The following is a 19,372-nucleotide window of genomic DNA, read 5'->3' on the forward strand; positions in this document are numbered from 1 at the left end:
CTGATTTAAACCCTATTGAAAAAAAATGGGCACAGGCTAAGTTTCTACGACAAGGGTGGATGGAGAATAATTTACCTAAGCTGTTTCATGATATGGGTTGTACCAATTTTATTCTGGATTGACTATAGTATCAATATCTACTCTTAGGTTTTTACCAGAAAAACTACAAATTATTAAATCCAATCAAACGTTAGATATACCATGGCAGTCGATTGAAGATATTCATGAAAAACGGACACTTTCACATGCTCTATTGAAGATAGTAGTGAACGAAGAGAGTAGTGGAATTAAATCAAACTATGGAGAGTATTCATTTGATATTTATGATGTTTGCTATAGTGCAGCAGATATTGAACAGCTTGCTATTATTTACTGGGCAAAAGCCATAGGTAAAGAGATCAAAACAGTCGAGTAGGGTGCACTCCGCGTACCATTTAAGAACTTTATTTAGGAATTAAAAGTATTATTCAATAAATAGCGGAACGTTAAATCATTTGCATAGATAAAGGTTTTTAATCTATTGTTTCCTATTTATGCTTTGGTGCGCGAGGCGCACCCTACAAATTACTAATTTTCCACACCCATAATCTCATATACTTAAAAACCTACTCCACCAATTCCTCATGCGGATTAACTTTAGACTCACCTTTCTTACCATCTGGCTGAATTACAATAGGTAGTACCAACCCTTTAGCAAAGTCATCAGACAGCACATAATCGTAGCGACTGGCAGCGACATCGGGCGTGGTATGAATGATAAGCGTCATCTCATTGCCATCGGTTAGCTCGTGTGAGACATAGGTTTCGCTGAGCTGATCTAATGCTTTCGATAGTGCCTCGTTACTTGCCATGCTCACCGTCAGATTGTGCTGAGCGGTCGCAGCGTCCACTTTGAAGTAATCTGCATAGTCTCGGACGTTTTGACTATCGATGGCAAACGGATACTTATAATTAGTAGGGTCAGCAGGCTTTGCACCACTATCTACCAGTGACCAGTCGATGGTGTCGGCTGCTGGGGCGGATGGATCTGCTGCTGTCTCCGCAGTTTGCTCAGTGGCATCGACAGAATCGGTAGCGTTATCGCAGCCTGTCAGCGCCCACATGCTTGCCGTTGCAATTACCATCATACTTATCAGACGCTTTGTCATCGAGTTACCCTTTTGATTATTGGTCATGATTGATTTGCTCTACCTGCTATTTTGACAGCTTTCTTTGTGCTTCTCTAGCGAAATACATTAGATGGTAAGTTTTGATATACTCTAATCCTCTATAAAAGAATGACCGCGTTAACCTCGCTTGCAGTATCACAGTTATATCTGCACTCGGCTGCCTTATACTACTTTTAAATTGAATCAACTATATAGTCAAGTCTATATAAATCCGCTATATCGTCATCCTCGCTAAGCATACTAATGTATAACTTGCACTGGGTTTCCTTGTATCGAAATTATATTGAACTGACTATACAACCGTCTATTTGGAACTGGTTTTTATAGCCATCTTTATACGCGTATCAAACGAACACGCATAAAAAAGCAGCCACCATATAATGACTGCTTTTTGTCTATTACGACTATTTATCTATTACGACTATTTATCTATTACGACATGAGCGTATCTCTAGCTGATTAGATTTGGCAGTTTACTTGGTATTCTTTACCGTCAGCCCACTTCATCGCAAAGATACCTTTGTCACCTTTCATATGCCATGCATAGACGACTTCTGGGTTTGAGTCGTTTACATAGCTTGCGACTTCGCCTTTTACTTTACCGTTTAGGATGATTGGCTGCTCGGCCCATTTTACTTTTGGTAAGGTAGCGTTGAGCATCACTTGTTCTTTATTGATAGATTGCTTTGCCATGATTTTGCTGTCATCGGTACAGGTGTATGGTGCTGGTGCCATACGATCATAGGCGGCGGTTACTTTTTCTGGAACTGGCGTATCAGTTGCATCTGGGGTAGTTGGTGCGGTAGTCGCACAAGCGCTCAATAGGGCAAGGACTGGTAGGGTAGTCGCAATTTTAGTTATCATTTTCATGGTGCTCTCCAAAGCTTTTCGCTGATGTCATTTACTTGTTCTTAATGATGCGTTTAGCATATGAGGGTTATAGTAGCGAAAACGAACCATTTCAATGTTAGAAATTGTTCATTACCTGTTAGCTTCGTTACCCAACCGCTGTCTAATGTAACTTGCAATCTGCGACAGGGTGAAAAGTAAGCCGGATTAATTATGAAATCTGTGACTATAAACTTGGCACATAAAAAAGCGCCTATCAACGAGTGGCTGATAGACGCTTTTTTGCTTTACTTAACACGCGCTAGATTGAGCATGTATTTTTATACTATGAACACTATTTGCTATGAATACTACTTGGTTTTACGTGGTGGCAGACCAGTATGCTGAGTCTGGAAATTGCCTTTGCTGACTTTTTTCTTACCCGCCATGCCTTTGCCTGCTGCGCCTTTAGCTGACGCACTGTTGTTTGACGAGCCATTACTACGCTTCACTGAGTCATTGCCAACACGGCTATTCTTTTTGCGCGCTGATTGGTAAGTATCTTGCGCGGCATCACGCCCTTCTAAACTGGCGTTAAATGGTGGAATCAAACAACCACGGTTTTTACCAATCAAGTCACTACGACCCATGTCTTGTAGCGCTTTACGTAGTAGTACCCAGTTTTTTGGATCATGATAGCGTAAGAACGCTTTATGCAATTTGCGCTGCTTGCCAGACTTGACGATATCCATGTCACCTTCATCACGGCTGACCTTATGTAGCGGATCTTTGTGCGTGTGATACATGGTAGTCGCGGTCGCCATTGGGCTTGGATAAAACGCCTGTACTTGGTCAGCACGGTAGCCATTACTTTTGAGCCAAAGCGCAAGGTTCATCATATCTTCATCTTTGGTACCTGGATGAGCGGCGATGAAGTAAGGAATCAGATATTGCTCTTTGCCTGCTTCTTGGCTGAACTGCTCAAACATGGCTTTGAACTGATCATAGCTGCCCATGCCAGGTTTCATCATCTTCGATAGCACACCTTCTTCAGAGTGCTCAGGCGCAATCTTGAGGTAACCACCGACGTGATGACTGACCAATTCTTTCACATATTCAGGATCTTTCACTGCCAAGTCATAACGCAAGCCTGAAGCAATCAGGATTTTTTTCACGCCTTTGATATCACGCGCTTTGCGATATAGCTTAGTCAAATTACTGTGATCTGTAATCAAGTTTTCACAGACATCAGGATAGACACAAGATGGCTTACGGCAGTTCTTTTCAATCGTTTCATCTTTACAGCTGAGGCGATACATGTTTGCCGTTGGGCCACCAAGGTCAGATATCACACCAGTAAAGTTCGGTGCGGTATCTCGAATTGCTTCTACTTCACGCAAGATTGAATCTTCTGAACGGCTCTGGATAATGCGGCCTTCGTGCTCAGTGATCGAGCAGAAGGTACAACCACCAAAACAGCCGCGCATGATATTGACTGAAAACTTGATCATGTCATAAGCAGGGATACGCGCATCGCCATAGCTTGGATGCGGCAAGCGTGCATACGGCAGGTCAAACACATAATCCATCTCTTCTGTTGAGAGTGGTACTGGTGGTGGATTGAGCCAAACGTCGATAGAAGTATGCGAATTACCAGCACCGCTGCTATGACGCTGTACGAGCGCACGGGCGTTACCCGGATTGGTCTCTAGATGCAGGATACGACTCGCATGAGCATAAAGCACAGGGTCAGATTTGACATGCTCGTAATCAGGCAGACGAATGACAGTTTTTTCACGTGGTGGCATTTTTAGCTTATGCTTACGTGCGGTCATTGGCTTATCAAAGCCGCGCATTTGTACCACTTGCGTCTCTTCATCGACTTGTTCAGCGTTGATGACTTTATTGGCAACTGGCTCAGCGACGAAGCCCTGATATTGCGATGACATAGATGACGGCATGGCTTGGCCAACAGGCGAGTCCGATGGTTTGTTCTGCTCAATTGAACAGTTATCAACGTCTTCGGTCATTACATAAGGGTTGATGATTGGATCGACACGGCCAACGGTATCGACATCGTTACTCGCAACCTCGGTCATGTCTTCTTGCCAATGGCGACGGGTCGGGGTCAATAAGTAAGCCGTACCACGCAGTTTGCTCATCTGCTCAAAGCTATAGCCTTTAGACAGACCATGTACCACATCGACGATCGCACGCTCAGCATTGCCATACAGTAAGACATCAGCACGCGCATCTAGCAAGATACTACGGCGGACTTTGTCTGACCAATAATCATAATGAGCAATACGGCGTAGACTTCCTTCGATACCGCCTAAGATAATTGGCACATCAGGATAGGCTTCACGGCAGCGTTGGCTATAGACAATAGCCGCGCGGTCAGGGCGTTTGTTTGCCACGTTGCCTGGAGAGTAAGCATCATCGCTACGGATTTTGCGATCAGCGGTATAGCGGTTGATCATGCTGTCCATGTTGCCCGCGGTCACGCCGTACGCATAGACAGGTTTGCCAAGTTCCATAAAGGCATCTTTGCTCTTCCAATCTGGCTGAGCGATGATGCCAACACGGAAACCTTGCGACTCTAATAGACGACCGATGATGGCCATACCAAAGCTTGGGTGATCGACATAGGCATCACCTGAGATGATTATGACATCACAAGCATCCCAGCCCAAATCGTCCATCTCTTTGCGGCTCATCGGCAGATAAGGCGCCGGCTCGTAGCAGCTCGCCCAGTGTTTGTCATAATCATAAAGTGGCTTGGTGCCTTGTTTAAAGGCAGTGCGGGCGATGGTATCGGCAGACATGGGCGGACCTGTTAATTAGAAAAATGGCACTAAAAATACAGCCCTTATTACCCAATGATAATAAAGGCGAATTTAAAAGCGCTCATTTTAACATGAATCGCCTTCACTATGCGACCTATTCTATGAGTGGCGATTGCCGATAAGTTATTGATAGCGTGAGATAAACTGCTCATGCAAAGTAAGCTATCCGCACAGCAAAATAATGGCAAAAACAGTCTAGACAGAACAGTCACATTATCAGTTCAATCAAACTTACTTCCAACTATCATTCTCTACTCTAGTTCATTTTATAGCTACATCCTCGAAAGCATCATTATCGAAATACTGATTCGGCTGTTACTGGTCATTTGTTTTCTCATATTTATAAGTTTCTTTGATTTCTAATAATAGGTTTTGGCACAGGTTTTGCTCCACCCTTGTTAGGGCTTATTTGTGTGCATTAATGAGTAAAAATAGTGCACCGATAAAATTTGAACGGATAGATAAGTGTTTGGAGATAAAATGAGAACATCATCTGTTGGACTGGACACGATAAAGACATTATTAAAACTATTACAACCATTAAAACTATCGCTAAGTAATAGGCTGGTGCTAAGTACAGTATTGTTTGCAGCAATGGGTAGCGCCCAAGCTGCTGAGGCCGACACATTGACCGTGGCACAGCTGCTCGAATATCAAAATATCGCTTGGATTATCTGGGGCGGGGTATTGGTGTTCTTTATGCAGGCAGGTTTTGCTCTACTTGAGAGCGGATCAGTACGAGCGAAAAACGCGGTAAACGTGATGATGAAAAATTACACTGACATGTGTATCGGCGGTCTAGCTTTCTACTTGGTGGGTTTTGGGCTGATGATGGGTACCAATCACTCCGGATTTGTCGGCACGGATCACTTTATGCCAGTCGCGTTATCCAATATGGACTGGGCATTGATGTTTTTTCAGATGATGTTTGCAGCGACAGCGGTGACCATTGCTAGTGGTGCGATGGCAGAGCGCGTTTCCTTTATCGGCTATGCGGTGGCGGCCTGTTTGATTTGTTTGTTTATTTATCCCGTATTTGCCAGTTGGGTATGGGGCGGTTATTTCGGCGGTACTGGTTGGCTAGCTGAGCTTGGCTTTATTGATTTTGCTGGGTCTACAGTCGTGCATTCTATCGGTGGTTGGTTAGCATTGGCAGGTATATTAGTCATTGGCCCAAGGCTAGGCCGCTTTGCACCTGATGGCACGCCAAGACTCATCGCAGGGCATAACATGACGTTGCTGGCGCTAGGCGGATTTATCTTATGGTTTGGCTGGTTCGGCTTCAATGCTGGATCGACATTGTCTATCACGGGCAATATTGGTTTAATCGCAGTCAATACTTTTGTCGCAGCAGTCAGTGCGGTGGTGAGCTATATGCTTATCTCCCGATCGCTCAACAAAGCTATTTTACTGAGCGATAGTGTCAATGCCAGTTTGATTGGTTTGGTATCGATTACCGCAGGCTGTGCGACTACGACGCCTGTCTTCGCTATCATTATCGGTGTGGTTGCTTCCGTGGTTTATATCTTATCGTCGCAAGCGTTATTAAAATTCAAAGTAGACGACGTGGTCTCGGCAGTGGCAGTACATGGCTTTGGCGGGGCGTGGGGTACGCTCGCAGCAGGATTATTCTATACAGGAGATTTGTTTAACTTATCACGGCTTGGCGTACAAGCGCTAGGCGTCGGCGTGGCGTTAGGCTGGGGACTGGGATTGGGGCTAGTGATGTATAAGCTTATCGATTTAAGCTTTGGGTTAAAAGCAAGCCGCTTACATGAGCAGCGTGGCCTTGATTATACCGAGCATGCAGAGCTTGGTTACCCTGAGTTCCAAAAGCAGATGTTCGATGCGAAAAGCCTAACTGAGCGGCATTTATAGGAGAGAGCTGATGAATATTGATACTCAATCCGTAGACCAAGCTGTGACTGCGATGGCAGAAGTACTTGCCGATTATCTACATCCTGAGGAGGTGCGACTACTTAAATCACAGTGGCAGCGATACTCAACGGTCTCTGTGAAAATGATGCAACAGTGCGTCTTGGATGCGACAAGGCGCTATCCTGAGCTGCAAGCTTATAAGTCTGATATTAGGAAAGGCTTTTGGGCTACCTTGCAAGCGGACAGTCAGCAAACAGTAGAGGCTGATAGTCACAATAGCCATAATGGTCATAATAAAGCAATCAAAGCGCCAGTCCCTGTCTCTGAGTTGGTTCTGGCATTTTATACCGTCATAGAAGCACTGCGCAGTCAGCTATCAGAAACAGAAAGTCGCAACCTATTTCTGACCATGCACCAAACTGTTTCGCAAGAGCGCACCTTCAAAGGGCATAGTCTTAACATCAGTCAGTTTCTAGAAGGCAATCGCCCGTCCGTACCTGATAATGAGCACCTGTTGAATAATTTGATGCAGCTGGCTTATGTATGCTTATGCGATGTTGCAGGCCCTGTCGAAGCAGATGAGATGATGTTTCGAGCGGCAGAGAAGGCGAAACAAAACTACCCGAAAACATTGGTCGAAAAGTTATTCTAAAATGTTGAGTGGGCACGTTACGGGTGGGTACGGAATACCTTTCGATAACGTGCCTTATATAAAAGGGCTTTTATAACGTAACTGTCATGATGTAGCTTTCATAACGCACTTTGAAACTTGATACTATACGATGAGCGGTCTAGTAGTTTAACGATCTAATCTAATAACTGAAGCGGGAAAGTAACCACGTCAAAGGCGAGGGCAAAGGGTAGCAGTACTAGCTTTTGTGCGCCATTTGGACCGCTACGAGTGACGACATCCTGCTGAGTTTGTGTATAGAAACTCACCGTATATGGTTTGGTCAGTGCGCGATAGTTTGACTGAATCAATCCTAAGTTACTAACTTGCGGATAGATAGCGCCTTTGACAGGAACGCTAAAACAAAAGCGCTGAGCATTGATACGTTGATCGCTCGCTGAGGTACACTCTTTACCGTTGTTTTGCAAAAAGAACTGATAGTCTGAGCGCCCAAACTCATCTTTTAATTTAGCATAAGACAGTTTCATCTCACCTTGGAAGTACCCATCGTTATTGGGTACATGAAAGCTCATGTCGTTATCCACTTGAATGTTTTTTTGCGTGAGGTTACTCAGTAAGTTCACCATTTCTGTCCCACCTTGGGTGAGAACGTAGCTGTTCTTTTCTCCTACGATAACCATTGACGCGTTTGGTATTTTTGGTAACGCTTGCGCAGGACGACCAAAAGCAACAATTTGATCTTCAGACAGAATTTGCTTCGTCGTGTTTGTGGTGACGTGTCCGCTATTGTCTAATAGCGAGCTGGTCGCACAGCCTGAGCTGGCTAGTACCGTAGCAAACAAAGCGCCTGCTATTACCTTTTTTGAATTTGACGGTTTTAGTAACGCTTTCATGTTGTTGTTATCAGCGTTTGTATGGTCAATCATGATTAGGCTTCCTTGTCTAACAAATGGGCTTACGAAATTAACTATCGAGTTTTTATTTCTTCTCGGATGTCTGGTGAATATCGTACAGTGTTTATATGTAACTTAGCTACTTATCATCCATTGTCATATGATAGGTAAGTGTAGCTGAGACTGTTAAATTATAATTAATCTAGCGTGATTTTGGTTCCACTCTTGGTAAAGTTCATCACAAACTGACTCTTAAAGTTGCGTACATTATTTTCGTAAGTCAGCAAGCTGCGCGTGAACTGGTGGTAGTCGCTCATGTTCTTTGCATTGACCATCAGCATAAAATCAAAATCGCCAGATACTTCATAACAGCTCATCACTTGCGACTGCGCATCCATCAAACGCTCAAATCGATGTTGCATCGACGTATTGGAGCGCTCCATTTCTATCATCACCACTGCGGTCAGACCGTAACCCACTTTATTAGGACTAACGATGGCGACTTGTTTGGTAATCACGCCGCTATCTATCAATGCTTGAATGCGACGCTGAGCCGTCGCAATAGAAACGTGCACTCGTTCTGCGACAGTTTTAAGCGGTAATGTCGCATCATCTTGCAATAAGTTCAAAATGGCTTTATCGGTGTCATCTAGATGCTGACTCATGTGCTTATCCTTTTACAGTAACCCTTTTATATAAATGGGTTTTGGAGTAAAAATATAATAAGAATTATGCATTTATTAAATTATTATCATAATAACTTAGTAAATGATAAATAAATTGATTTATAAGGTAGTAATTGAAAAATAAATTCATTATTTTTGATAAATAGATAATTTATATCATAAGACATCAGTAGAATAATACCTATCAGCCAATAGTTACGCAACTTACGCACGCTGAGCTTCACCTTTTATCCTTATCTCAATCTATGGTGCTTCCCATGTCTATGCAAATGCTATCCAATACCTTCACTACGAGCCTCACACGCTGGCTGTTACCTAGTGTTTGGACAACTGGTAACACGCAGCAGCGCACGCTGATGTTGGGAGTGTCATTTGCCATCTTATCCAATATCTTGTTTGGTGTACTCTATGCGTATAGCAGCTTTCTGACGCCTTTATCGGGTACACAAGTGTTTATCTGGCGTATGCTGTCAATGTGGGCGGTGTTGGTTGGCTACTTATTGATAAGTGGACGTCTGGGATTGCACATCGATAAATTGAAAGTGTTAAGAGGCGCTAAGCAGTGGGCTTGGCTGCTATTACCTACGCCAATATTCCTTAGCCAGTTTTGGTTATTTATGTGGGCGCCAGTGAATGGGCAAGGTGTGCAAACCGCGATGGGATACTTCTTATTCCCGTTAATGATGGTAGTGTTTGGTTGTGTCCTCTTTGGCGAAAAACTAAGCCGTTTGCAATGGTTGGCAGTGGCCTTTGCTGCATTGGGCGTGGGTAGTGAAGTTATCCGTACGCAAAGTGTCTCTTGGGCGACGCTATGGGTATGCGGTACGTATCCCGTTTACTACATTTTACGCCGACTGCAGGGAATTGGAGCCGTAACTGGGTTATTGGTTGATTTAACGATATTTGCGCCTTTTGCGCTGGCTTACTTGTTCTTCTTTGCCCCAAGTAGTTTGGCGCTAGTTAGCGGCTCTGGTTTCTTTATCATGATGCTAGTAGGTTTGGGTGTGCTCAGTGTCTTGGCGATGAAGACCAATATTGATGCCAGTCAAATGCTACCAGTCAATGTCTATGGCATGATGAGCTATCTAGAGCCAGCGTTGCTGTTTATCTTGGCAGTGACCGTACTAGGTAACCCATTTGAATCAGCGATGATCTATAGCTATGGTCTGATTTGGTTAGGTATTGGGTGTTTGATTGCTCATGGTGTTAGGCAATTGCGTCAGGCTAGTAGAAAGACAGCATCGTCTCTAGAAGAGCAAATGGCATAGAAAGTCACTGGCTAGATGTTATAAAGGTGACTATTTTATAAAACTACTACTTTATAAAGCCTATTTTTGCCAACTAACGTTTAAAATGATTTTTATAAAATGTGATAGACAACAAAAAAGGACGGCTCAGTAAATATTGAGTCGTCCTTTTTTATATAGATTAAATAACGCTTAATCTAAATGCTGTTTGAAACCGCGTTGCTTATCACGTTCCCAGTCACGATCTTTTAGCGTTTTACGTTTGTCATGCTGCTTTTTACCCAAGGCTAGACCAATTTGGCATTTCACCAGTGAGTTTTTCCAGTAACAAGATAGCGGTACACAAGCGTAGCCTTTCTGGTTGATTGCCCCAGATAGTTTTTCGATTTCACGACGGTTCAGCAGCAGTTTACGGGTACGAATACTGTCTGGACTAACGTGCGTTGAGCTCGATAGTAATGGCTGAATGTGCGCCCCAAACAAGAAGGCTTCGTTATTGCGGAATATGACGTACGCTTCAGTAATCGTCATTTTTCCTGCGCGAATGGCTTTGACTTCCCAACCTTGTAATGCCAGTCCTGCCTCAAAGGTTTCTTCGATAAAATACTCATGACGCGCCTTTTTATTGGCGCAAATCTGATTATCTGGCTTTTTTGATTTTTTTGACATAATTTCTCCATAAGGATGACCCAAAACACAGGCTCCTTATTTAATCAGTCCCACTAATTCCTCATCCTAATCCAATAACTGGTCTTGTTTTTTATTTCGATTATGAGATGGATGAGTCGAACTGCCTATTGTATCAAAGCCTCTGGTGAAAAGGTAAATCAGCTGTTAGGACAAATGTAGCAGATAAGTATTAAGTTTGAGCAAAATTTGCTAGCATATGGCCTAATATCACCGATTATATCAGTCATGCTATGAGCCACTCTATTTCTCCCAATTCCTCAAAGCTACATACCAAAATTCTATACCCTGGTACCTTTGATCCTATTACCAACGGTCATGTAGATTTGGTCACACGCGCCGTCAAGCTATTTGATGAGGTCGTTATCGCGGTTGCCTCAGGCCATCATAAAAAACCCTTGTTTAATTTTGAAGAACGCGTTGCTTTGGTCGAAACCGTATTTGCTGATTTACCGCAAGTATCTGTCATTGGTTTTGAAGGGCTGCTTGTTGATTTTATGCGTGAAAAAAACGCCACGGCAGTTTTGCGTGGCTTGCGTGCAATGTCAGATTTTGAGTACGAGTTTCAGCTAGCCAATATGAATCGTGAGCTTGATGAAAACTTTGAGGCAGTGTTTTTGACCCCCTCTCAAAATTACTCCTTTATCTCATCTACAATGATTCGCGAAATTGCCAAGCTTGGCGGTGACGTCAATAAATTCGTTCCACCTTGTGTTTTGCAAGCATTCGACAAAAAGTTAAATATTAAATAAAAGATGTTGCATCAAAGATATGCTGCTAGCACTTGCTAAAACAGTAAGGAGCAGCCATATATGACTGATATAAGCAAAAATATAAGGAACAGTTCATGGCACTATTAATCACTGATGAGTGCATCAACTGTGATGTGTGCGAGCCTGCTTGCCCCAATGAAGCCATCTCAGAAGGGGATGATATCTATGTCATCGACCCTGATCTATGTACAGAATGTGTCGGACATTTTGACGAGCCACAATGCGTTGTGATTTGCCCAGTCGACTGTATTCCTCACGATCCCAATCATGTCGAAACTGAAAGCGACCTGCTATCTAAATACAAACGTATTACGGGTCAATAGAGTACTTATAAGCGATTGATGACGTCTGGGTTTACAACGTTTTAGGGACAACACGATGACCATGGAAACAATAACCACGCAAACAACAACCACGCAATCCATCCAAGTCACAAACGACTTCGATCAGCAACACCTTTGGCATCCATATGCTAGCCTGCCACCTACTTATTCTAATATTGTAATCGATCGTGCTGAAGGTATTTATATCATCACCGAAGATGGCACGCGCCTGATAGACGGTATGTCGTCATGGTGGGCGAGCGTTCATGGTTATAATCATCCTAAGCTAAATGCGGCGATTATTGAGCAATTGGGTAAAATGGCACATGTCATGTTTGGCGGATTGACTCATCAACCAGCGATAGATTTGGGCAAAAAACTGCTCGACATTGTACCTACTGGTCTCGATGCAATTTTTTATGCGGACAGTGGCAGTATCGCGGTAGAAGTGGCACTAAAAATGGCGCTGCAGTATCAAGTAGCTGCCAAGCGTCCAACCAAGCAACAGTTTGCATCAACCCATTCAGGGTATTACGGAGACACGTGGCATGCCATGAGTGTCTGTGATCCTGTTAATGGTATGCACAGCCTATATGGCAAGCAATTACCGATGCAGCATTTTGTTCCTGCGCCGCCACTTGGCTTTGATCGCGCATTGCCAGTAGATGAGCGTGAATCATTAACTCAGTTTTTTGTAGAGCATGGCGAACAGCTGGCGGGTTTTATCATTGAGCCAATTATTCAGGGCGCAGGCGGGATGCGTTTTTATAATCCTGAATATCTACAATTGCTGCGTCAACTGTGTGATGAGCATGATGTACTACTGATTGCGGATGAAATCGCCACTGGGTTTGGGCGTAGTGGTAAATTGTTTGCATGTGAACATGCAGCTATTAGCCCTGATATCATGACCATTGGCAAGGCTTTGACGGGTGGCTATATGACTTTTGCCGCCACGCTATGTACCCGCAAAATTGCCGATACCATTCATAATAGTGACTATCCAGCGCTGATGCATGGCCCAACCTTTATGGGCAATCCACTGGCTTGTGCAGTTGCGTGTGCATCGATTGATTTGATTATGTCTTATGAGATTGAAGCGCGTACCGCAAATATGCAATGTATTATGGAGCAACAACTAGCGCCTGCTGCTTTATTAGAAGGCGTTGCTGAAGTGCGCTGCTTGGGCGCGGTCGCTGTAATTGAGCTGCATGAAGCGGTCGATATGCCCATTTTTCAGTCTTTATTGATTGATAACGGTATCTGGGTCAGACCATTTGGCAAGCTGGTGTATATCATGCCGCCTTACGTGATTACCGATGATGAATTGACTACCTTATGCCAAGCGTTGCTAAAAGTAGTGCGTACGTATTTAGAAAACCGAGGTCAACCATGAGTGTTTTATTTGTTTCTGGTATCGATACCGATATCGGTAAAACTTATGCTACTGGGCTGCTTGCTAAAGCGCTTATGCAGCAAGGCTTAAATGTCATCACTCAAAAGCTAGTACAGACAGGTGTATCGATCAATCCAGATAATGGTGAGATGAATATCGCTGATGATATTATTACGCATCGTCAACTTATGGACATTCCTTTACAGCAATGTGACCTCGATTTTACGACTTGTGCTCATCGTTATAAGAAGCCAGCGTCTCCTCATCTGGCTACTAAATTATCAGGAGAAACACTTGATCCTGATATGATTATCAATGCTACTAAGCGACTGCAATCTGAGTATGAGCTGGTACTACTAGAAGGTGCAGGTGGCTTACTTGTGCCGATTACAGAGAATCTACTGATATTAGATTATATTGCCGAGCAAGGCTATCCAGTTATTTTGGTCACCTCTGGTCGATTGGGCAGCATCAATCATACTTTGCTGAGTTTAGAAGCCATAAAATCGCGCGGATTAATAGTACATAGCGTAATTTATAATCATATTCATGATGATGCTGAACAAACGGATACTGAGATCGCAAATAGCACTATTGAGTTTCTACGAAAATACTTGAACAATCATTATCCCAAAGCGCATTGGCTACAGATACCGTATCTAAAAGATAATCTGGTCGGTAATATTGAAACACTGCCAGAAAATTTTGTTTAGCTTATTTATGTTGTCCACAAAAATAAATTCAAAAGACATGCGCAGGCAGTCATAAGTTTGCTATACTAGCGCGCTTGGTAGACTAGGCGATCGCCGCTGCACACTGGCAACAGATGAGCAGGGGAGGAAAGTCCGGGCTACATAGGGCAGCGTGCCAGCTAACGGCTGGGCAGGGTAACTTGACGACCAGTGCAGCAGAGAGTAGACCGCCTTTAGTATCTTAGGGTATTATCGGTAAGGGTGAAAGGGTGCGGTAAGAGCGCACCGCGTGGCTGGCAACAGTTCACGGCATGGTAAACTCCACGCGTAGCAAGACCAAATAGGCATCGGCATGGCGCGGCCCGCGTTCGATGCGGGTAGGTTGCTTGAGCGTATTAGCGATGATACGCCTAGAGGAATGATCGTCCACGACAGAACCCGGCTTATCGGTTTACCAAACCTTTTTTATTGTTTGTTGTAGTAATAGTTGTAATTAATCTGAATTAAAATCGTTTTTTTGCAAAAAATGCTTATTAGGGGTTGACGGCAGTCAGCAGCTTGGGCATAATGTGCAGCCTAAAACGGCGATGTAGCTCAGCTGGTTAGAGCGCATGACTCATAATCGTGAGGTCAAGAGTTCAAGTCTCTTCATCGCCACCATATATAGTAGTACGAAAAAAACCAATCTATCGAGATTGGTTTTTTTTTGCCTAGAATAAATAATCTTCTCAAGGTTTTCCATCAGTTCTTGATATACTAGACATTCTCTATAAGTATTAAGTTTTTTTCATTTCATCTGCAAGTCACATCTCTTCTAACAAAATCGCCTTACTTTGCAGTGGAAAACTGCTAGAATACTCTTTTATGTCTGCGCATTAGAGTTAATGTGCTTGACTATGGATTTTAGACGTTAGTATTAGCCCGATCGGCTTGTTATAAGGGTTAACCTTCAAAGAAGTACAAGCACGTTATCAATTGCATCTGACAGTATTTATTTTTTAGTTTTATTATTCTATCACCCTTAATTTAGTAGGCGCTTTGTGACTGCATTAGCCAATATTCGTAACTTTTCAATCATTGCCCACATTGATCATGGTAAGTCGACACTTGCCGATCGTTTTATTCAAATGTGCGGTGCCTTGCAAGATCGCGAGATGCAGGCGCAGGTGCTCGACTCAATGGATATTGAGCGTGAGCGCGGTATCACTATTAAAGCACAGTCAGTAACACTGTTTTATGATCATCCAAATGGTGAGCGCTATCAGCTTAACTTTATTGATACCCCTGGTCACGTCGACTTCTCATATGAAGTGTCGCGTTCATTAGCAGCTTGTGAAGGTGCGCTATTGGTTGTTGATGCCGCTCAAGGCGTAGAAGCGCAGTCAGTAGCCAATTGCTATACAGCCGTTGATCAAGGCTTAGAGGTCATGGCGGTGTTAAATAAGATTGATCTGCCGCAAGTTGAGCCTGAGCGCGTCATTCAAGAAATTGAAGATATTATCGGTATCGATGCCGTTGATGCACCGCGAGTATCAGCCAAATCTGGTCTTGGTGTTGATAAGCTGCTAGAAGCGCTGGTGGAGTTTATTCCGGCACCAACTGGTGATCGTGAAGCGCCACTCCAAGCACTAATTATTGACTCTTGGTTCGATAATTATTTGGGCGTGGTTTCATTGGTACGGGTGCGTGAAGGTACTATACGTAAAGGTGACAAGTTATACATCAAATCGACTCAAGAGGCACATCTAGTTGGCTCGATTGGTGTCTTTACCCCTAAACCTGTAGATACGGGTGTTTTAGAGGCAGGGGAAGTCGGCTTTGTTATTGCGGGTATTAAAGATATTGCCGGAGCGCCAGTAGGCGACACTATCACTCATGCTAAAACCCCTGATGTCGACCGTATACCAGGTTTTAAACAAGTCACGCCACAAGTCTATTCTGGTATGTTCCCAGTAGATTCGAGTGATTTCGAAAAATTCCGTGAAGCTTTGCAAAAATTGCAAATCAACGATGCTTCGCTGTTTTTTGAGCCAGATACGTCGGATGCGCTTGGCTTTGGTTTCCGCTGTGGCTTCTTGGGTATGCTGCACATGGAGATTATCCAAGAGCGTCTAGAGCGTGAATATGATCTGGATTTGATTACTACGGCGCCCTCAGTTATTTACGAAATTGAGAAAAAGAACGGTGATGTAATCTATGTAGATAATCCATCACATCTACCTGAGCCAAACAACATTGAAGAGTTCCGTGAGCCAATTGCCCGCTGTCAGATTTTAGTACCGCAAGAGTTCTTAGGCAATGTAATGACGTTATGTATTGAGCGTCGCGGCGTTCAAGTTGATATGCGTTTTATGGGTCGACAAGTACAGCTTATATTTGATATCCCAATGGGCGAAGTGGTCATGGATTTCTTTGATCGTCTAAAGTCAGTCTCACGTGGTTTTGCATCGCTAGACTATAACTTTGAACGTTATCAAGCCGATAAGTTGGTGAGAGTTGATGTACTAATCAATGGCGATAAAGTTGATGCCTTAGCGATGATCGTGCACGAAACCCAATCACGTTATCGTGGTAATGCTCTAGTTACTAAGATGAAAGAGTTGATTCCGCGCCAAATGTTTGATGTCGCCATTCAAGCGGCTATCGGTAGCCAAATCATTGGTCGTAGTACGGTAAAAGCCATGCGTAAAGATGTATTAGCAAAATGCTATGGTGGCGATGTGTCACGTAAGAAAAAGCTATTGTCTAAGCAAAAAGCTGGTAAAAAACGTATGAAGCAAGTAGGTAATGTGGAAATCCCGCAAGAAGCCTTCTTAGCTGTGTTGCAAGTTGATAGCTAATCATTGAGCTTAATTTAAGATAGCCATTGTAGATAACAGTCAAATGTAGTGAGTCTTATCGTAAAAGTGTTAGATAAGCCGCTCGTTAATAGGCAATTTGGTATGGATTTTGATTTTAATTTAATTTTAGTGCCGTTAACTATAGTCCTAGGAATTGTTTGGCTGTTAGATAAGTTAGCGCTCAAACAGCGCAAAACTCGTGGTCGAGGTCAGGAAGGCTTACTAGTTCGCTGGGCTTATGACTTTTTCCCTGTGTTAGCAGTGGTATTGATAGTACGCTCATTTTTAATTGAGCCATTTAATATCCCATCATCGTCTATGGTGCCGACGCTATATACGGGTGACTTTATTGCTGTCAATAAGTATGCATATGGCGTGCGCCTGCCGTTAACCTATAATAAGGTGCTAGATACTGGTGAACCTGAGCATGGTGATGTGGCAGTGTTTCGCTATCCTGAAAACCCGAGCATTTATTATATTAAACGCGTTATCGGTTTGCCTGGTGACACCGTAAGCTATAGTCAAGGCACGTTATCTATCAATGATGTACCTGTTGAGACTAAGTCTGTAGATTTCGCGGCAAATGCTGAATTGACTTCACAGCTATACTTACCAGGCCAGGTTGGTCCAGGTCAAGTACTGACTGAGGAGAGTGCTTCTGCAATGGGCCAGCAAGAAGAAGGCGCGGCACAATATTTTGAAGAAGTACAAGGTGACAACAAACATCTCGTGCGCTATTTAGACGGCATGAACAGTTCACAATACGCGCCATTTTTGCAGCAACAATCACCAGAGGTGGTAGAGTCAGAAGGCACTGAGTGGCGTATTGATGTGGCAGAAGGTCAGTATTTTGTGATGGGTGATAACCGAGATCGCAGTGCAGACGGTAGATTTTGGGGCTTCGTTCCGGATGAAAACCTAGCAGGTAAGGCGGTCTATATTTGGATGCATAAACCACCTGGTCTTAACCTACCGACCTTTGAACGTAATGGTACTATCAATTAAGATTATCAGATTGTCTAGAGATTGATTGGTTAATAATAGTTTTATGCTAATATCATTGCTATCTAATAAATAGCTATTTATTATTTATACACTTATTCAAAATAGTCGTTTATCTTTAGAAGGATATCATAATGCAGCAATTATCTGGTTTGGCTATGCAGCGCGGCGCCAGTGTGACAAATGTTGTTCTCATTATTATGCTTTTAGGTATTGCGACTAAGTTGACAGTAGCTATCGTACCGGCTCAGATTGGTGATTATCAATTGACTAAGGTATTAAGTGCACAGCTAAAAGAAGCTAATAACAATAAAGAGACAGCCAAACAATTTGTTGAACGTGTCAACAAACAGTTATCTATCAATGCTGACTATGATACTAAAGCGGAAGATGTATTTACCTTTACGGATAAAAAAACAGGTCAATTGGCTATTTATAAAGAATATGCAGTAACTAATAACTTTTTTAGCAATGTCGACATCGTGAACCGTTTCGAAGGTAACATCGAGATGGCAACAGCAGAGTAAGCCATCATAGTACGACATAACGTTTTCATTATTTCATAAAATATATCAAATAATATTATTAAACTAAATCTGTCAAGCAGAAGGGATAACCACAAACCACGCATGAAACCAACTTCGCACCATTCCCAAGCGGTTCCTACTTCCCAAAAAAATAGTACGTCTGTTGACACGCTTGTTGTTAGCTCAGAATTTATTCAGCGGTTAGCAGTATTAACGCGTAAGTTAGGCTACGAATTTAATGACTTGAGCCTACCTAAACTTGCATTAACGCATCGCTCATTTGATAGCAAAAAAAACTATGAGCGCCTAGAGTTTTTAGGTGATGCACTATTAGGGATGATTGTGGGTGAAGCTTTATATCATCGTTATCCTAGTCAAAACGAAGGGCGCTTAACGCGTATGCGTGCGACATTGGTGCGCCAAGAGTCGTTGGTAATTATCGCTCAAAACTTAGAGCTATCTAACCATCTTATATTAGGAGTAGGTGAGCGCAAAGGTGGCGGTCGCAATCGTGCTTCTATACTGGCCGATGCCGTAGAGTCTCTGATTGGTGCTATCTATTTAGACAGTAAAGATATGGATATTACTCGTAAATGTGTTCTCTCTTGGTATGGTGATCTAATTGATAATGTCAATGACCAAAAAGCGCTGAAAGATGCTAAGAGTCGGTTACAAGAGTGGCTACAATCTAAACAGTTTGACTTGCCTAATTACGAGCTCATGGAAACGCGTGGTAATGCACCGCATCAAATTTTCGTTGTACGTTGCCATGTCAATATCAATAATTGCCCTGACATTACTGAATCTGGTGAAAGCCGACGTATTGCTGAACAAAAAGCCGCAGAGCTTATGATTAACCAATTACATAAATTGCCAGGATCTGCCAAAAAACGTGTATAGCCGATGTCTATTAATGCATTTTTAGATGCAGAATATTAGCTTAGATTGGTTTAT

At 43.1% G+C, this 19,372-nt stretch carries 18 protein-coding genes, 1 tRNA gene and 1 other RNA gene; 14 read left to right on the forward strand and 6 right to left on the reverse strand.

The window, feature by feature from the left end; all coding sequences use genetic code 11:
• Positions 1-97: 97 nt before the first annotated feature.
• Positions 98-415, forward strand: coding sequence for a hypothetical protein (locus tag JMX07_RS08060; protein WP_201607341.1), 318 nt, complete (start codon positions 98-100; stop codon positions 413-415).
• A gap of 190 nt (positions 416-605) precedes the next feature.
• Here the strand turns inward: JMX07_RS08060 and JMX07_RS08065 are convergent, their stop codons facing one another.
• The 3 genes from JMX07_RS08065 to JMX07_RS08075 form a co-directional block, all read right to left on the reverse strand.
• A complete protein-coding gene (locus tag JMX07_RS08065) occupies positions 606-1,175 on the reverse strand; it encodes a hypothetical protein (protein WP_227684715.1) in 570 nt (189 codons plus the stop codon).
• A 453-nt stretch (positions 1,176-1,628) separates the two neighbouring features.
• Positions 1,629-2,039 (reverse strand): hypothetical protein, encoded by a 411-nt coding sequence (locus JMX07_RS08070; protein WP_134292608.1) that lies wholly within the window; start codon positions 2,037-2,039, stop codon positions 1,629-1,631.
• Positions 2,040-2,368: 329 nt separating this feature from the next.
• Positions 2,369-4,822 carry a YgiQ family radical SAM protein gene (locus tag JMX07_RS08075; protein WP_201607342.1) on the reverse strand — a complete coding sequence of 818 codons (2,454 nt, stop codon included), beginning with the start codon at positions 4,820-4,822 and terminating at the stop codon, positions 2,369-2,371.
• 615 nt (positions 4,823-5,437) lie between these two features.
• On the opposite strand from JMX07_RS08075, the gene JMX07_RS08080 reads away from it, so the two are divergent.
• Both JMX07_RS08080 and JMX07_RS08085 read left to right on the forward strand, forming a co-directional pair.
• Positions 5,438-6,721: an ammonium transporter gene (locus JMX07_RS08080; RefSeq protein WP_201607424.1), complete on the forward strand. Its 1,284-nt coding sequence runs from the start codon at positions 5,438-5,440 to the stop codon at positions 6,719-6,721.
• A 10-nt stretch (positions 6,722-6,731) separates the two neighbouring features.
• Positions 6,732-7,373, forward strand: a complete 642-nt coding sequence (locus tag JMX07_RS08085; RefSeq protein WP_201607343.1) for a hypothetical protein — start codon at positions 6,732-6,734, stop codon at positions 7,371-7,373.
• Positions 7,374-7,528: 155 nt separating this feature from the next.
• Here the strand turns inward: JMX07_RS08085 and JMX07_RS08090 are convergent, their stop codons facing one another.
• Together JMX07_RS08090 and JMX07_RS08095 are read right to left on the reverse strand one after the other, a co-directional pair.
• Positions 7,529-8,278 carry a hypothetical protein gene (locus JMX07_RS08090; RefSeq protein WP_227684716.1) on the reverse strand — a complete coding sequence of 250 codons (750 nt, stop codon included), beginning with the start codon at positions 8,276-8,278 and terminating at the stop codon, positions 7,529-7,531.
• Positions 8,279-8,442: 164 nt separating this feature from the next.
• Positions 8,443-8,910 carry an Lrp/AsnC family transcriptional regulator gene (locus tag JMX07_RS08095; RefSeq protein ID WP_201607344.1) on the reverse strand — a complete coding sequence of 156 codons (468 nt, stop codon included), beginning with the start codon at positions 8,908-8,910 and terminating at the stop codon, positions 8,443-8,445.
• A gap of 278 nt (positions 8,911-9,188) precedes the next feature.
• Between JMX07_RS08095 and rarD the strand changes: the two genes are divergently transcribed.
• Complete coding sequence (rarD, locus tag JMX07_RS08100; RefSeq protein ID WP_201607345.1) at positions 9,189-10,199, forward strand: EamA family transporter RarD; 1,011 nt, start codon at positions 9,189-9,191, stop codon at positions 10,197-10,199.
• Between the two features lie 171 nt (positions 10,200-10,370).
• On the opposite strand, the gene smpB is transcribed toward rarD, so the two are convergent.
• On the reverse strand, positions 10,371-10,847 hold the full coding sequence (smpB, locus tag JMX07_RS08105) for an SsrA-binding protein SmpB (RefSeq protein ID WP_057758370.1): 477 nt from the start codon (positions 10,845-10,847) through the stop codon (positions 10,371-10,373).
• Positions 10,848-11,098: 251 nt separating this feature from the next.
• Between smpB and coaD the strand changes: the two genes are divergently transcribed.
• The 10 genes from coaD (at position 11,099) to rnc (ending at position 19,318) form a co-directional block, all read left to right on the forward strand.
• Entirely contained in the window at positions 11,099-11,617 is a 519-nt protein-coding gene (gene coaD, locus JMX07_RS08110) for a pantetheine-phosphate adenylyltransferase (RefSeq protein WP_102078894.1), read from the forward strand.
• A gap of 95 nt (positions 11,618-11,712) precedes the next feature.
• On the forward strand, positions 11,713-11,961 hold the full coding sequence (locus JMX07_RS08115) for a YfhL family 4Fe-4S dicluster ferredoxin (RefSeq protein ID WP_021814308.1): 249 nt from the start codon (positions 11,713-11,715) through the stop codon (positions 11,959-11,961).
• Positions 11,962-12,016: 55 nt separating this feature from the next.
• The gene (bioA, locus tag JMX07_RS08120; protein ID WP_227684717.1) at positions 12,017-13,357 is read left to right on the forward strand and encodes an adenosylmethionine--8-amino-7-oxononanoate transaminase; all 1,341 of its coding nucleotides are present in this window, start codon (positions 12,017-12,019) and stop codon (positions 13,355-13,357) included.
• Positions 13,354-14,070, forward strand: coding sequence for a dethiobiotin synthase (bioD, locus tag JMX07_RS08125; protein WP_201607346.1), 717 nt, complete (start codon positions 13,354-13,356; stop codon positions 14,068-14,070). The genes bioA and bioD overlap by 4 nt, the downstream gene beginning before the upstream one ends.
• Positions 14,071-14,144: 74 nt before the next feature.
• An RNA gene (gene rnpB / locus JMX07_RS08130) (RNase P RNA component class A) lies at positions 14,145-14,511 on the forward strand.
• Positions 14,512-14,632: 121 nt separating this feature from the next.
• A tRNA-Met gene (locus JMX07_RS08135) sits at positions 14,633-14,709 on the forward strand.
• 380 nt (positions 14,710-15,089) lie between these two features.
• Positions 15,090-16,889 (forward strand): translation elongation factor 4, encoded by a 1,800-nt coding sequence (gene lepA, locus JMX07_RS08140; protein WP_101204270.1) that lies wholly within the window; start codon positions 15,090-15,092, stop codon positions 16,887-16,889.
• A gap of 102 nt (positions 16,890-16,991) precedes the next feature.
• Positions 16,992-17,894 carry a signal peptidase I gene (gene lepB, locus JMX07_RS08145; RefSeq protein WP_201607347.1) on the forward strand — a complete coding sequence of 301 codons (903 nt, stop codon included), beginning with the start codon at positions 16,992-16,994 and terminating at the stop codon, positions 17,892-17,894.
• Positions 17,895-18,025: 131 nt separating this feature from the next.
• The gene (locus JMX07_RS08150; RefSeq protein ID WP_227684718.1) at positions 18,026-18,418 is read left to right on the forward strand and encodes a DUF4845 domain-containing protein; all 393 of its coding nucleotides are present in this window, start codon (positions 18,026-18,028) and stop codon (positions 18,416-18,418) included.
• Positions 18,419-18,520: 102 nt separating this feature from the next.
• On the forward strand, positions 18,521-19,318 hold the full coding sequence (gene rnc, locus JMX07_RS08155) for a ribonuclease III (protein ID WP_201547921.1): 798 nt from the start codon (positions 18,521-18,523) through the stop codon (positions 19,316-19,318).
• Positions 19,319-19,372 lie beyond the last annotated feature (54 nt).

It is taken from the genome of Psychrobacter immobilis, from assembly GCF_904846235.1.
GTDB lineage: Bacteria > Pseudomonadota > Gammaproteobacteria > Pseudomonadales > Moraxellaceae > Psychrobacter > Psychrobacter immobilis_C.